At 27.6% G+C, this 15,742-nt stretch carries 14 protein-coding genes and 1 pseudogene; 12 read left to right on the top strand and 3 right to left on the bottom strand.

Annotated features, from left to right (window positions below):
• Positions 1–26: 26 nt before the first annotated feature.
• From CURT_RS05160 to CURT_RS05105, 12 genes and pseudogenes are all read left to right on the top strand, one after another.
• Positions 27–1,121 carry an MlaE family ABC transporter permease gene (locus tag CURT_RS05160; protein WP_018713178.1) on the top strand — a complete coding sequence of 365 codons (1,095 nt, stop codon included), beginning with the start codon at positions 27–29 and terminating at the stop codon, positions 1,119–1,121.
• Positions 1,121–1,861, top strand: coding sequence for an ABC transporter ATP-binding protein (locus CURT_RS05155; protein ID WP_018713177.1), 741 nt, complete (start codon positions 1,121–1,123; stop codon positions 1,859–1,861). Before CURT_RS05160 ends, CURT_RS05155 begins: the two co-directional genes overlap by 1 nt.
• Complete coding sequence (locus tag CURT_RS05150) at positions 1,861–2,802, top strand: MlaD family protein (protein ID WP_018713176.1); 942 nt, start codon at positions 1,861–1,863, stop codon at positions 2,800–2,802. The genes CURT_RS05155 and CURT_RS05150 overlap by 1 nt, the downstream gene beginning before the upstream one ends.
• A 15-nt stretch (positions 2,803–2,817) precedes the next feature.
• Positions 2,818–3,372 (top strand): hypothetical protein, encoded by a 555-nt coding sequence (locus CURT_RS05145; RefSeq protein ID WP_018713175.1) that lies wholly within the window; start codon positions 2,818–2,820, stop codon positions 3,370–3,372.
• Between the two features lie 17 nt (positions 3,373–3,389).
• Positions 3,390–3,944: a Holliday junction branch migration protein RuvA gene (ruvA, locus tag CURT_RS05140; RefSeq protein ID WP_018713174.1), complete on the top strand. Its 555-nt coding sequence runs from the start codon at positions 3,390–3,392 to the stop codon at positions 3,942–3,944.
• A 15-nt stretch (positions 3,945–3,959) separates the two neighbouring features.
• Positions 3,960–4,985 carry a D-alanine--D-alanine ligase gene (locus CURT_RS05135; RefSeq protein ID WP_018713173.1) on the top strand — a complete coding sequence of 342 codons (1,026 nt, stop codon included), beginning with the start codon at positions 3,960–3,962 and terminating at the stop codon, positions 4,983–4,985.
• A gap of 54 nt (positions 4,986–5,039) precedes the next feature.
• The gene (locus tag CURT_RS05130; protein ID WP_016647094.1) at positions 5,040–5,267 is read left to right on the top strand and encodes a type II toxin-antitoxin system prevent-host-death family antitoxin; all 228 of its coding nucleotides are present in this window, start codon (positions 5,040–5,042) and stop codon (positions 5,265–5,267) included.
• Positions 5,257–5,967, top strand: a pseudogene (locus CURT_RS09560) (alpha/beta fold hydrolase); the annotation flags it as partial. The gene CURT_RS05130 and the pseudogene CURT_RS09560, both read left to right, overlap by 11 nt.
• Before the next feature lie 1,049 nt (positions 5,968–7,016).
• Complete coding sequence (locus CURT_RS05120) at positions 7,017–8,453, top strand: Mur ligase family protein (protein ID WP_018713171.1); 1,437 nt, start codon at positions 7,017–7,019, stop codon at positions 8,451–8,453.
• Positions 8,454–8,541: 88 nt separating this feature from the next.
• Positions 8,542–9,864 (top strand): McrB family protein, encoded by a 1,323-nt coding sequence (locus CURT_RS05115; protein ID WP_018713170.1) that lies wholly within the window; start codon positions 8,542–8,544, stop codon positions 9,862–9,864.
• 3 nt (positions 9,865–9,867) lie between these two features.
• Positions 9,868–11,301, top strand: coding sequence for an LlaJI family restriction endonuclease (locus tag CURT_RS05110; protein WP_018713169.1), 1,434 nt, complete (start codon positions 9,868–9,870; stop codon positions 11,299–11,301).
• A gap of 147 nt (positions 11,302–11,448) precedes the next feature.
• Positions 11,449–12,519: a CapA family protein gene (locus CURT_RS05105; RefSeq protein ID WP_018713168.1), complete on the top strand. Its 1,071-nt coding sequence runs from the start codon at positions 11,449–11,451 to the stop codon at positions 12,517–12,519.
• A gap of 189 nt (positions 12,520–12,708) precedes the next feature.
• Here CURT_RS05105 and CURT_RS05100 read toward each other — a convergent pair whose 3' ends face one another.
• Genes CURT_RS05100 through CURT_RS05090 form a run of 3 tightly spaced genes read right to left on the bottom strand, consistent with a single transcriptional unit; the run spans position 12,709 to position 15,742 of the window.
• A complete protein-coding gene (locus CURT_RS05100; RefSeq protein WP_018713167.1) occupies positions 12,709–14,241 on the bottom strand; it encodes an ABC1 kinase family protein in 1,533 nt (510 codons plus the stop codon).
• Between the two features lie 6 nt (positions 14,242–14,247).
• Positions 14,248–14,523 carry a hypothetical protein gene (locus CURT_RS05095; protein ID WP_018713166.1) on the bottom strand — a complete coding sequence of 92 codons (276 nt, stop codon included), beginning with the start codon at positions 14,521–14,523 and terminating at the stop codon, positions 14,248–14,250.
• Between the two features lie 16 nt (positions 14,524–14,539).
• Positions 14,540–15,742, bottom strand: coding sequence for an acetate kinase (locus tag CURT_RS05090; RefSeq protein WP_018713165.1), 1,203 nt, complete (start codon positions 15,740–15,742; stop codon positions 14,540–14,542).

Genomic DNA, 15,742 nt, shown 5'->3' with positions numbered 1-15,742 from the left:
CCTTATTTTTTTATTTAAGGTTAAATTTGCAAGAAAACTCTTTTAATGTTGAGAATTCAGTTATTTTTTTAAATGGAATTTGGGATTATAAAGTTAGCAAAAAAACTATCTCTCTTATAAAAAAAGATATGAAAAATCTTAAAGATAAAGTTACTTTTGATTTTTCAAATTTAAAGAGTATAGACTATGCTATTGCTATAATTATCTACAAATTTGCACTAAAAAATAATTTAAAAATTGATTTTGCAAACTCAAATGAAAAATTTGATTCTATATTTTCACTAATAAAAGATGACATCCCTAAAAAAACATATAAATTTAAGAAAAAAAATTTTTTTGAAGAAGTGGGAATTTCAGTTTATGGGGCATACTTAAGTTTTTTAAGTTTTTTAAGTTTTTTTGGTGAGCTTAGCTTAAAATTTTTTTACAATCTTCTAAATTTAAAAAAACTTAGGCTCAAGGCTATTTCAAATGTCTGTAAAGATGCGGGAATTAATGCAGTTTTTATAGTTTGCTTAACTTCATTTTTAATAGGGGTTGTGCTTATTTATATAGGCTCAGAAATGCTTGCTGATTTTGGTGTGACGCTTTTTATAGTTGAAATTATGGGAATGCTTACTTTTAGGGAGCTAAGCCCATTAATAGCCGCTATCGTAGTTGCTGGAAGAAGTGCATCTTCTTTTACTGCTCAAATTGGTGTTATGAAAATAACAGAAGAAATTGATGCGATGAAAACAATGAGTTTTGATCCATTTATAAATTTAGTTATTCCACGTATTTTAGCGATGATTATTATTATGCCATTCATTGTTTTTTTAGCAGATATGGCAAGTATTTTTGGTCAAATGCTAGTATCATATTACTATTTAGAAATTGATTTTTCAATCTATTTTGATAGGCTTAAAAATTTAGTTGAAATAAGACATTTTTATATTGGACTTGTAAAAGCACCATTTTTTGGAATGGCAATAGCTTTAATAGGATGTTTAAGAGGTTTTGAGGTAACTGGAAGCACATCAAGCATTGGAAAACTTACTACAAAAAGTGTCGTAAATGCGATATTCTGGGTTATTTTAATTGATTGTTTATTTGCTATATTTTTTCTTAAAGTTGATTTATAATGTTTATAGAAGCCAAAAATTTAACTATAAAATATGGTGATAGGTTGATTCACAAAGATGCTAGCTTTCATATAAAAGAGGGTGAAATTTATGGCTTTTTAGGTGGAAGCGGTAGTGGCAAAACAACCTTGATGAAAACTTTGATTTATTTAAAAGAGCCAAGCCAAGGAAAAGTCTACATGTTTGATAAAGACTTGTGGTCTCTTAATATAAAACAAAGAGAAGAGATAAAGCTTAAAACAGGTGTTATGTTTCAGTTTGGTGCACTTTATTCATCTATGAATGTGCTTGATAATATTGGAGTTTTACTTAGAGAATATAGCTCTTTAAGTAAAGATGATATTAAGGATATTTCTATGTTTTGGCTAAAAAAAACAGGCCTAAAAGAAGATGCGGCAAATCTTTTTCCAAGTGAGTTAAGTGGCGGTATGAAAAAAAGAGTTGCTCTTGCAAGAGCTTTAGTTTTAAGCCCAAGAGTGCTTTTTTTAGATGAACCAAACTCAGGACTTGATCCAGTAAGTGCTAGAAGAATGGATGAGTTAATAGTTAATTTAAGAGATAGTTTAGGAATAACAGTTGGCATGGTAACTCATGATAGTGACTCTATTTTCAATATACTTGATAGGTTTTTAATAATTGATAATAAAAAAGTAGCTTTTGAAGGAAATGTAGAAGAAGTTAAAAATTTTGAAAATAATCCTTTAAAAGAGCTTTTTGATAGCAAAAATAAGGAAAATTAATGGAAAATAAAAACTCTTTTACAATTGTTGGAATTTTTACTACTTTAGTAGGAATTTTAACTATTTGTTTTATTTGGTGGATGACTACAAGATCTGATTCAAATGTTCATTATAAGACTTACTATATACACACAAAAGAGCTTCCAAATGGACTAAAAGAAGGCTCATCAGTAAAATATATAGGAGTTCCAGCTGGATATGTAAAAGATATACATTTTGCACAAGGTAGTGATTATGGAGTAATTGAGATAGCTATTGATGTTCAAAATGATTTTCCTATAAAGAAAAATAGTATTGCAACCACTGAAATTCAAGGCATTAGCGGACTTACTACATTAAATTTATCAAAAGGAGATGGCGAGAGTTTTTCTAAAAATGAAAAGCCAATTTTATACCTAGATAAAAGTTTTTTAAGTAAGTTTAACTCCGAGGCAAAAGCCATAACAACTGGAGTTAGTGAGGCAATTAAAAAAATAAACTCAGTTTTAGATGATGAAAATCTACAAAATTTAAAACAAACCTTAAGCTCTATAAATTTAACAGCTTCAAATTTAAGCAATGCTGAAAATTTTGCTAAGTTAAATTCCATTTTAAAAAGTCTTGATGAAATTTTAGCAAAGATTGATAAATCAGACATCGATGAAAGTTTAAAAAATTTTAATGAATTAGTTAAAAATGCAGATAATTTTGCAAAAAATGCAAATAAAACAGCTCTTAATTTAAATAAAACCTTAAATTTGATAAACTCTGATTTAGAAAATGGAAATTATGATATAAAAGAAATATTATCTCCTACTTTACATGAAACATCTTTGACTTTAATGGAATTTAAAAAAATGCTTCGAGAGTTTCAAAATGCTTTGTTTAGGTTAGAAGATGATCCATATGATTTCTTTTTTAGAGATACTCAAAAGCAAAAAAGATCTCAAACATTAGATTAAAATAAAAGGAAGAAAATGTATAAAAAGATATTATTAATAATTTGCGTGTCTGTTTTACTAGGTGGCTGTTTAGGTAAAAAAGCAAATCCTGTAAGATACTATGAAATGACCTATAAAGGTGAGGTTTGCAATAATAAACTACAAAATTCAAAAAGAATTTATGTTGCAAATATACAAGCTCTAAATTTAGCCGATAGTAGAAATATTTTAATTGTAGATGGTAAAAATAATATAATTTATGTTGATGATGCAAAATATATCACAACACCAAGTGAGATGGTTTATAAAGGAATTGTTAGTGCGGTTTCATCAGAGTGTGAATTTGAACAAATTTTTAGGCCTACAAAAGATGCGTTAATTTTAAATACTTCACTTTTGTCTTTGCAAGTAAATTTTGATCAAGCTGAAGTTATTTTGGGATACGAGCTTGTTAAAAACTCAGAAATTTTAAAATCAGGCGTTATTAAAAACCACACTTTTGTGCCAGATCCTTCAACTGATACGATTTTAAAATATATGGATATTTCAGTAAATGAGGCCTTAAATAAGCTTATTAAAGAGATAAAATAGAAATTTAAAGGAAAAAAATGATAGTTGAGATCGAAGGTGTTTTAACTAAATTAGAGCCTAGTATGGCGGTAATAAAACTAAATAACGGGATAAGCTATGGAATTATCATTTCATTAAATTGCTCAGCAACCCTTGTAAAGGACGAAAAAACAGCTTTATTAATAAAACAAATCGTTAGAGAAGATGCAAATTTATTATATGGCTTTAAAGACAATGATGAAAAGATGATGTTTGAAGTTCTTTTAAAAGTAAGTGGTGTTGGTGCAAGTACTGCAATGGCAGTTTGTTCTACTTTAAAATATTGTGATTTTGCAAGTGCTGTTATAAATGGCGATACAAAGGTTCTTACAACAGTTCCTGGGATTGGTCTTAAAACTGCTAGAAAAATAATAGCAGAATTAAGTGATGCAAAATTAATAAGTAGCCAAAGCTTAGAAAGTTATAAAAGTGAAAGCATAATGGCTTTAGAAAGCCTAGGTTTTAAGAGAGATAAAATTCTTAAAATTTTACCATCTTGCAAAGCTCAAAATACAGCAGATCTTATAAAAGAAGCATTAAAAAAATTAGCATAAATAAGGAGAAAAATAGTGAATTTAGGATTTGTATTTGGTGGACAAAGTTATGAGCATGAGATAAGTATAGTATCAGCTATAACTTTAAAAGATGTATTAAAAAAAGAGGTTAAATTTATTTTTTGTGATAAAGATAGAGATTTTTATTTAATAGATCCAAAAAATATGAAAGCTACATATTTTAGTAGTTTAGAGTATAAAAAATCAAAAAAACTTATACTTAAAAATGGTGGTTTTTTTAGCGAAGGTGCTTTTAGCAGCAAAAAAATAGATGTTCAAGTTTATGTAAATTTAGTCCATGGATGTGATGGAGAAGATGGAAAATTAGCATCTCTTTTTGAGTTTTTTGATGTTAAATTTATAGGCACAAGGCTAAAACCAGCAATTTTAAGCTATGATAAAGTTTTAACTAAATTTTTAGCAAATATAACAGGAGTAAAAACTCTTAATTATCAAATTTTAAAAAGAAATGAAGAAATAACTATAAAACCTCCTTTTATTTTAAAGCCAGCAACTCTTGGAAGTAGTATTGGCATAAGCATCGTTAAAGATGAGAGTGAGATTACTTACGCGCTTGATAAGAGCTTTGAGTTTGATGATACGCTTTTAGTTGAGCCTTTTTTTGAAGGTGTTAGAGAGTGCAATTTAGCTGGCTATAAAGCAGACTCAAAGATGGAATTTTCCATGATAGAAGAGCCAAATAAAGATGAATTTTTAGATTTTGATCAAAAATACTTGAGATTTAGTGATAGCAAGACCATAAAAGAAGCCAATTTAGATGAAAAATTAAAAGAAAAATTAAGAAAAGCTTTTTCTAAAATTTACTCATACGGATTTGATGGAAGCCTTATAAGATGTGATTTTTTTATAATTGATGATGAAATTTATCTAAATGAGATAAATACAAATCCAGGAAGTTTGGCTCATTATTTATTTGATAACTTTGAAGATAGACTTTATGATTTAGCTAGAAATTTGCCAAGTTATAAAAAAATAGAGATAGACTATAATTATGTAAAATCAATTTCTGTTTATAAGTAAAATTTAACTAAGAATATGATAAATTTTACATATAATTTTATGTAAAGGTTGTAAATGCCTAGTTTTAAACAAGATGAAATTTATACCGCAACTGAAGTTGTAAGGAATTTCAGTGCGGTTTTATCAAAAGTGAGTGATGGTGAGCTTAAAAAAGCTGTTATTGTAAAAAATAATAAATTTGAAGCTGTTATGCTTAGCTTAAAAGAGTATGAAAGACTAGAGCGTGCTGTTGAGCTTTTGGATATAGTATATTCACAAAAAAGGCACAAAGATGGCGATTAGGGAAATTTCATACTTGGCAAAAACTTATAAAATCAGCTATGAAATTAAAAATCCAGATAAAGAAAGATCTATTTTAATAATTCATGGTTGGGGTGCAAATAAAGAGATAATGATAAAGGCTTTTGGCTCTTGCCTTAATGAATTTAAACAAATTTATATAGATTTACCAGGTTTTGGGAGAAGTGATATTTTTTATGAGCTTGATTCTATAAAATATGCAAAAATTATTCAAGTTTTTTTAAGCTCATTAAAACTAAAGCCAGATATTATTATGGGTCATAGCTTTGGCGGTAAGATAGCAACTCTTTTAAGACCGGAAAATTTAGTTCTTTTAAGCACTGCTGGAATCGTTGAAGAAAAGCCTTTTATCGTAAAATTTAAAATAAAACTTTATAAATTTTTAAAAATATTTGGTTTTGCGGGACTTTATAAACTCTTTGCTACAAAAGATGTCGCAGGAATGAGTAGAGTTATGTATGATACTTTAAAAAATGTAGTTGATGAAGACTTTAGAGAGGTTTTTTCAAAAACTAAAGCTAAAACGCTTATTTTTTGGGGTGAGGGCGATAAGGCTGTAAGTCTTGAAAGTGGCAAAACGATAAATAGGTTAATTAAAAATAGTGATTTTTTTCCACTTGCAGGAGATCACTTTTTCTTTTTAATACATTCTAAATTTATTTCAGATACTATAGAAAATAATTTTAAAAATATTAGTGAAAAAAATGAAAACAGTGAATTAAAAATAGATAAATCAAGTGATGATAAAAAATTTATTTATGATGAATTTGATGATGATTATGAGGTTTTGGAAGTTCATGAGCGAGAATACGAAACGAATGATTCTAAAAAAAACAGTGAAAATACAAACAATAAAGAAATAACTGACAATCAAGAAAAAGATGAAGACTGTAAAGAAGTTACAGTAAAAAACGACAATGAAAATAAAGAATCAAATGAGCTAAATCAAAAAAAAGATGAAGAAGATTTAATCTTAGCAAATGATTTTAATAAAACAAAAAAATATGATGAAATAAATACAAAAAATGAAATTAAAATAAAAAATAAAAATAACCAAACCATACAAGGTCCAATTATTGGAAATAAATTTATTTATGATAAATTAGATGATGATTATGAGGTCCTAGAAGTCTATGAAAGAGAATATCAAGATGATAAAAAAAATGAAGATGTTGCTCAAGGGCAAAAAAAAGATAGCAAATTAGATGAAGATATAGAAAAAAAAGAGACTTCTACAAGTTTAGAGAAAAATAAAGATTTTAACCAAGAAAATGAATTTAAAGAAGATAGCAAAGAAAAAAAAGCTAACAATAGCGATGATGATAAAAAAATAGATGAAATAGTTATAGATGAAAATGATTTAAAAAAAGATGAAAAAGATTTATCTAATAATGAAGTTGTGCAAGATTTAGTTTTAGTAAGTGATGTTGTAAAAAGAAAAAAAATAGATAATAAGCCTAATTTAGATGAAAAAATACCAAAAGATGAAAACTATAAAGAGGTTGAAAATAATAACTTTAAAAGTGAAAAACAAAGCATAAATAAAACAGATAAAGATACGCAAAATTTAGAAAATAAATCTGAAAAAAGTGTGGAAAATGACACAAAAAATATTGATTTAACTCAAGATGAGCTAAAAAAAAGTAAAAAAAGAGCGATTAGATTTAGCGATATTTATAAATATAAAGTTCAAAAAGTTTTAAAAGAAATTAAAAAAGAAGAGGATAAAAAATGATTTTTTTAAAATTTTTTACACATTTTTTATTAATATTATCTCTAGGTTTTTACCTTATAACAACTCTTCAATGGTTTTCTTATAAATTTGAAAGGGTATTTTTTCATTTTACTAAACCTCTTTGGCATTTGATTTTTTTATTTATTCCAATATGTTGTTATTTTGGTCTAAGGCTTATAAATGAAAATTTATTTTTTATATATTTTTATATTATTTTATTACCAAGTCTTATTTTTTGGCATAAAAAACTTGATAAAAAATTAGTTTTCACCTCAAGAGTTAAAAGATTTTTTTTAATTTTAATTTTAACAACTCTATTTTTAGATATTATTTTATTTAAAAAAGCATTTGTTCTTCCAATCTTTGCACCTTTGTTTCTATCATTTTTTATAAGTTTTTTCTTTGAAAAGCTAAATGCGAAAATTTATATGCAAAAAGCACAAAAAAAATTAGAAAGTATGCCAAATTTAACAATCATACAAATTACTGCAAGCTATGGAAAAACAAGTATTAAAAATTTTTTATATCAAATTTTAAATGAAAAATTTAATTGTTATAAGACCCCAAGAAGTGTAAATACATTAATGGGCTTAGTAAAAGACATAAATGAAAATTTAAATAGCGATGTGCAAATTTACATAGCAGAGGCTGGCGCTAGGAAAAATGGTGATATTGATGAGATAACAAAATTTTTAAAACCACAAATTGTTGTTGTAGGTGAGATAGGAAGTCAGCATATTGAATATTTTAAAAGTGTTGATAATATAAGAAAAACAAAACTTGAAGCTTTAAACTCAGCAAGACTTAAAAAGGCTTTTTTACATAGCTCGACCTTAAAAAAAGATGATGATAAAATAGTTATTTATGATGATTGTTTGCAAAATATCAAAGCGAATTTAGATGGTGTTATTTTTGAGATGAAATTTGATGAAAGTTATAAATTTTATGCACCAATTCTAGGTAGTTTTAATGCTTCAAATTTAGCAGTTTGTATATGTGTAGCGAAATTTTTAGGTTTAAAAATAGATGAAATAAAATTAAAAATTTCAAATTTAAAAAGTGTAGAGCACCGCCTTCAAATCGTATCAAAAACACCTAAATTTATAATAGATGATGGCTTTAATGGCAATTTTGAAGGTATGAGTGCAAGCTATGAGCTTGTTAGAGAATATGATGGAAATAAAGTTATCGTAACTCCAGGAATAGTAGAAGCCACAAAACAGATGAATGAAAACTTAGCAAAAATTATAAATGAAATTTTTGATTTAATTATCATAACTGGCGAATTAAATGCAAAGATTTTTAGTGAAATTTGCGATAAAAATAAATTGATTATTTTAAAAGATAAAAATGATCTTATAAAAACATTAAGCGAAAAAACAAAAGCTGGGGATTTAATACTGTTTTCAAACGACGCACCAAGTTTTATATGAGATCTTAAGTTTTTAGCTATGTTTTAAGGTATTTATATATAATAATAATAATAAGAAGAAATTATATTTTATTAAAAAGGGTGTTGTCATGGATATTAAAAATAGTGAAGTTGATTTAGAAAGTGAGTATAGAAAATTTCTTAAAAAAAATGGAATTACATCATACGTTAACTATCTTAGACAGATAAAACCGTATAATCTAGGGGAGATATCAGATGAGTTTAAAAATATAAATTTATACGAGATATCAGATCCTGAAGATTACAAAAAGATAAAAGATAAGATAACTAGCTCTAGTAAATATAAAGATATTACCAAAAAAAGTAAAAAAGCTATGAACGCTTCACTAAATTGGTATGAAAAATTTTTAAAAGAAAGAGAAAGTCAATCATCTACACAAAACTCAGATAAATCAAATAAAAACGATACCCATAGAAAGCATATAGATAAGCCACATCAAAGGATATTTTTCGGAGCGCCCGGCACTGGGAAGAGCTATTTGCTTAATGAGGAGGCTAAAGAATGCTTTAAAAAAGAGTGTTGTGAGCGTGTAACTTTTCATCCAAATTATATGTATGGAAATTTTGTAGGAGCGTTTAAGCCATTTCCTAAAAAAATAGGCAAACAAGAGAGTATAACATATGAGTATATCCCAGGAGTTTTACTAAGACAACTTACAAAAGCTTTGCAAAATCAAGATAAAAATTATCTTTTAATTATCGAAGAGATAAACAGAGCAAATGTTGCGGCTGTTTTTGGAGATATTTTTCAACTTTTAGATAGAGATGAGAGCGGTGATAGTGAGTATTCAATCGCTGCTTCCATAGAGCTGCAAGAGTTTTTAAAGAAAAATTTAACCAATAGCAAGCTTACTTCGAATATAAGAGAAAAAATGGGCGATGATTTTAGTAGAGTATTTTTGCCAAGTAACTTGTATATTTGGGCTACTATGAATAGTGCAGATCAAGGTGTTATGCCTATAGATACAGCATTTAAAAGAAGATGGGAGTTTAGATATATCGGGATTGATGATGCAGTAGATAAAAGTTTTGAAAAATACAAATTTCAAATAAACAGCTCAGAAGTGGTCAAATGGGATGATTTTAGAAAAGAGGTAAATAAAAGATTGTCCAAGCTTAACATACCTGAAGATAAGCTTATAGGTCCTTATTTTATATCAAAGTCAATTTTACAAAACTATAAGCCAAGCAAACTTACAGAAGTTGTTAAAGATAAATTTTTAATGTATCTTTACGAAGATGCAGCTAGAGCTTACAGGTCACTACTGTTTGCTGAAAACAGCTACTCTACTTACTCAAATTTGTGTAAAGAATTTCAAAAAGATGCACTTAATTTATTTAAATATAAGTTGGAACTAAAAACAGAGAAAATAGAAGAAACTAAAGAATAATTTATGGATATAAAGCTACTAAAAGAGTTAAAGAGATATTCTTTTGATGAGTTAAAAAACATTTTTGAAAAAGATGATGAAGAGCTTAGGGATCTGTTAAAAAACTTATCTTTGATGAATATCGTAAAATATTTAAAAAGTTGCTCTAAATTTGAATTAGATGAGCTGCTTGATGAAGATTTCAAGTTAAATGATAAATTTGATGATTATGTATTTAAGTATGTTGGGATCATAGTTGTTGGTAATATCTGTCTTGTCATTTATCCAAAATATATAGAAGATGAAAAAGCAGATAAAAACTATGAAATTCTTAAACAACTAATCTCAGTTATTAGAAAATATCAGTCAAAACAGCAAAATATAGGCTTTGATGAAGAGCTAGAGCTTGAAAATTTTAACCTTTTATCGATTGTTTTAGAGCTTATTTATAGCTACTATGAGCATGGGCTTTACATAAATGAAAATGATATAATCGAACAAAATGGTGAAGGAGAGATTTGCTGGGAAAAGACCATCAACGAAACTACAGCATACTTTTCTAACAATATTCCATTTTATTTAGATACATTTACTTTTAATCAAAAGAGCAATAAAGAGGATTTTTTTACACTGCTTCATGCTTTTGTGTTAAGCGAGGGTTGTAAAAAGCTAAAAGATATCTTAAATATTTTAAATATTTTAAATATTTCACCTATAAATTTAAGCTTAGCAAAACTAGATAACTTTGGAAGTATAGAGTTTATAATAAATCGTCTAAATCAAGAGCTTTCAACTCAGTTTATAACATATAGGCAAAATATCTTAAAGCTTTTGAAAAGATATATTGAACAAGATAGCATTAAAAAAACTTCTAGCGATATCTCTTTTGTAGGAACTTCTAGTTTTAATTTAGTCTGGGAAGATGTATGTTCAAAAGTCCTTGACAATAGCTTAGAAAAAAGCTTAAAAAAGTTAGGGCTCCGTGGTAATGATGGTAATGAATTTTTAAAAGATATTATTCCAAAACCAAAGTGGAGAGATGTTAAAACCAGTAGTATTCATGAGGCCACAAAAACGCTAATTCCAGATATTGTAACTATCAACAATGATGAACTTTCAATATATGATGCCAAATACTACACAACAATACTTAATAAAAAAGAAGCAAAAAATACGCCAGGAATTGGCGATATAACAAAACAATATTTTTATAAAATGACATATGAAGATTTTGCTAGGAAAAACAACATTTCTATAAAACATAATGCTTTTTTGATGCCAACTTGCAAAAGTAGTGCAAATTTGGTTGGAAATGTTTCGCTAAATTTGCCAGGCTATAAAAATTTAAATATTATTGATGTTATTTTGCTACCTACTTGTAAGATGTATGAGTATTATTTGGCAAACAAAACTATATGCATCAAAATAGATAGAGATAAAAAAGATGTAATTTTGTAAAAGTTGTAAAAGCTTATAAGGATTTTAGTAGAAATTTATTTTTTAAAAAACAACGCTAAACTTACAATAAAATAAATATTTAATTTAAAATAACTTAGTTTTAATGAATAGTAGTTATAATTTATCAATTTTTTTTAAGGTTGAAATTTGAAAATTTTTTTAAGTTTAATTTTATTTATAAATTTTACTTTTGCAGGTGTTATTAAAATCATCGTTACTGGTGATATTATGACACATAAGCCACAGCTTGATTATGCTAGATTTCATGATAAAAATAGTAGTGGATTTGATTTTTCGCCGCAATTTAGCAATATTAAAGATTTTTTAAAAAGTGGCGATTTGGTTATTGGAAATTTTGAAAGTTCATCAAATCCAAATTTAATTTATAAAGGATATCCACTTTTTAATACTCCAGCTGAAATTTTTAAAGCATTAAAAGATGCTGGTTTTCATGCTCTATCAACAGCCAATAATCACGCTCTTGATGGTGGAATAGATGGTATTTTAACAACAAATAAGGCTATAGAAAATGCCGGACTTTTTAGTTTTGGCACAGGAAAAGGAAATAAATTTAAACTTTTAGAAGTAAAAGGTGTTAAAATAGGACTTTTAAGTTATTCATATGGCTATAATGGGCTTGAAAATTCACTAAATTATGAAGAAAAAAATTTATTAAATTTCTTAGATGAAGAAAAAATTAAAAGTGATATTGATAAACTTTTGAGCTATGGGGCTGATTTTATTGTTGTTTTTCCACATTGGGGTATAGAGTATCAAAGTTATTCAAACAAAAATCAGCAAAATTTAGCTAAAAAAATTATTAGTTTTGGCGCAAATGCTATCATTGGAAATCATCCTCATATTTCACAAGATATTGCATGGTATAATCAAAATGGCTTTATAGCGTATTCTTGTGGAAATTTTATATCAAATCAAAGAGTTGAAACAATTAACAATATAGAAAGTGAGCAAAGCGTTGCTTATGAAATTTTAATATCAAAAGATGAGAATTCTACTAAAATAGTTGATATTTTTTATAATCCTTTATGGATAAATCCAGTTTTTGAAAATGGCAAAAAAACTATAAAAGTTTTTCTAGCAAAGGATATAATAAATGAAAATTATGATAAAAATTCTACCAAGTTTTTAATAGATAATCCAAAAACTAGGGCAAAAAAAGCTTATGAAAATATAAAAAGAAAAATTTTTGGAATATAATGTGTCATTGTTGCAATAAAAAGATAATGAGGGTTATCATTTAATCGTTAATATAGTTTTTTTAAAAAAAATTTAGTTAACAAATTTTTTATTTAAATAATTATAAAATAGTTTTTAAGTTAACTTTTTTACTAAACAGTATTATTTAATCCATTTAAAAAGTTATAAATATTTTAATATACATAACATTTATCTTTTATAAATTAGCCTTAAAACTCCAGCTATAAAAAAAGCAGTGGCTATAAATTTAAAATCTTTATCTACAAGCAGGATAAAAAATGAAGTTAGGATTAGAATGAGTCCAAAAATAAGCTCTGCAACCTTTTCATCAATGACCTTTTTAAAGTATTCAAGCTGTGATTTGGAGATATTTGTCTCTATCTGCCCTAAGCTTATTTTATGAAAGCTTGTCTTTATATAGTGCAGGTTTTGTGGAAGCTCTTGTAATTCATCAAATATAGTATCAACTAAAGTCTCTTTTGCACCAACTGCTCGCGGGATATTTTTAACTAAGATTGGAAGTATATCTTTTATGCCGTTAAAATTTTCTAAATAACTAGTTCCAAGACCCTCTATAATGGCACTTACTCTTAGGATATAGATAGCTTCAGCTGGGAGCTTGAAGGGAAATTTAGCGGTATTTGCCATAACTTCAAAGGCTAAATTTTGCATTGTTGTTTTGCTAAGTGAGTCATTTGAAAATATATCGAAAATTTGTTCCACAAACTCAGCAAGCATCGTAGTTGGTGTTTCATAAGCGCTAATTCCAAGGTTTTTGCAAGCGGTGATATACTCTTCATAGTTTTGCTCATTTGCAGCTCTTAAAAGCGAGATTATGTTAAGTCTAGTTTCATTTGAGACTGATTTTACCATGCCAAAATCAAGTAAAATTATCTGCGAGTTTTTATTTATAAAGACATTTCCAGGATGAGGATCGGCATGAAAATAGCCCTTTATAAGCATTTGCTCTACATAAAACAAAACTAGGTCATTTATCGCTTTTTTAATATCAATTTTAAATTTTTCAATATTTTTTCTATCATCAAACCTAAATCCCTCCTCAAAGCTCATTACAAGCATATTATCGTTGCTAAGCTCTTCGTAATATTTTGGAAAAATAATGTTTGAATTGCAATATATTTTAGAAAATTTCTTTAAATTTGAAAGCTCTATTCTCATACTAGTTTCTTTTATAATAGTGCTTGCAAACTCGTTAATTACCGCTTCTATTGAGTTTTTTGTATAGTGCGAAAAAAGTGGCTTAAAAATTTTGTTTAAAAAAGAGATGATTTTTATATCAGTTTTTACGATTTTATCGATATTGTATCGCCTTATTTTTATGGCAACTTTACTACCATCTTTTAAAAAAGCCTCATGTACTTGCCCAATAGATGCACTTGCTATTGGAGTTTGGTTAAAATTTATAAAACCTTTGTCTTCATAGACTTTCTCTAGCTCGTTTTGGCTCATTGGTGGCAAATTATCATGTATTTTTTTAAGCTCATTTAGATAATTAGGTGGGAAAAAATCACTTCTTGTGGCTAAAACCTGTGCCATTTTTATAAAACTTGGACCAAGATAGTTGATGTAAGATGTGATTTTATTGGCTTTTATGCTTTTTATAAACAAAAAGCTCTCACGTCTTTTAATGAGTAGATAAAATGTTAGTAAAAGATGAAAAATCTTATAGATTCTTAGCGGACTATAGAGATTTTTTGTCATTTTTACCTAGCTTTTCATCTTTTTTAAAATCTCATCAAGTTTTTTTTCAACTCTTGCAATGTCATCTTTGCTTGCCAAATTTAGCTCATTAACAACTTCTTTAAAATACTCCATATTTTCATTATGCTCAGCTCTAGCTCTTTCATAAAGTCTATCTACAAAAGCTTGACTATCTTCTTTTGTGATTTTACCACGATTTTCAAGAGCATTTAGTTCTTTTTGGACTTTATCTTTGATGGTCAAAAACCCACCGGCTGTTATATAAAGCATATCTTTTAGCATAATTTATCCTTTAAATTTAGATGAAATTTTTATTTTTGATAAGTTTTCTAACCTCTAGTGCGATGGCAAGCTCTTCATTTGTTGGTACTACCAAAGCCCTTATAACTGAGTCTCTTTTGGTTATAAATCTAATTGAGTTGCTTTTTAACTCATTTAAATCATCATCAATATTAACGCCAAAGTGATTTATTGTTTTACAAATATCAGCTCTTAAGTGAGCGTAGTTTTCGCCAACTCCAGCTGTAAAGATTATAGCATCAACTCTCCCCATAATAGCAAAGTATGAACCAATATATTTTGTGATCCTATACATGTACATATTGTAAGCTAACTTTGCTCTTTCGTCATCTTGATCCAAAATCATTCTCTTTACTTTTCTAATGTCACTCATACCGCAAATTCCCAAAAGACCGCTTTCCTTATTCAGCATATAGTCAATTTCTGCTTGATTTTTATTTGTTACTTTGGCGATGTGATAAAGTGCTGCAGGATCAATATCTCCGCTTCTTGTTCCCATCATAAGTCCTTCAAGTGGTGATATACCCATTGATGTATCTATGCTTTTTCCACCTTTTATGGCAGTTACACTTGCACCATTTCCAATATGAAGTGAAATGGCATTAAAGGCATCTAGTCTTATTCCCATGTAGTTTGCGGCTTGCTCTGTAACATATTTGTGTGAAGTTCCGTGAAAGCCATATTTTCTAACATCATATTTTTCGTAATATTCATACGGAATTGCATACATATAAGCATATTGCGGCATTGTTTGGTGAAAAACTGTGTCAAATACCGCGACATTCGGGACATTTGGTGCTTCAGCCATAGCACTTCTAATTCCTGCTAAATGTCCAGGGTTGTGAAGTGGGGCAAGCTCTGAAAGTTCATCGATAGTTTTTATAACTTCATCATCTATAATGACTGAGTCTTGAAATTTATTTCCCCCATGAACAACTCTATGACCTATGCCATCAAGTTCACTAAAATCTTTTAAAATTTTGCTTTTTTTAAAAAAATTATTTAGGTAGTCCATACCCTCTAAGTGGTCTTTTATGGCGACATCTTTTACAAAAGGCTCATTACCATAGTTGATATTAACTCTAGAATGATCACTTCCAATTTCTTCAATAAAGCCATCTAAAATGACATTTCGCCCATTCATATCAAAAAGTTTAAATTTAATTGAACTACTTCCTGAGTTTAATACTAAAATTTTCAT

This window comes from Campylobacter ureolyticus, from assembly GCF_013372225.1.
GTDB classification, from domain to species: domain Bacteria; phylum Campylobacterota; class Campylobacteria; order Campylobacterales; family Campylobacteraceae; genus Campylobacter_B; species Campylobacter_B ureolyticus.
This window is presented reverse-complemented; position numbering and strand designations above follow the sequence as displayed.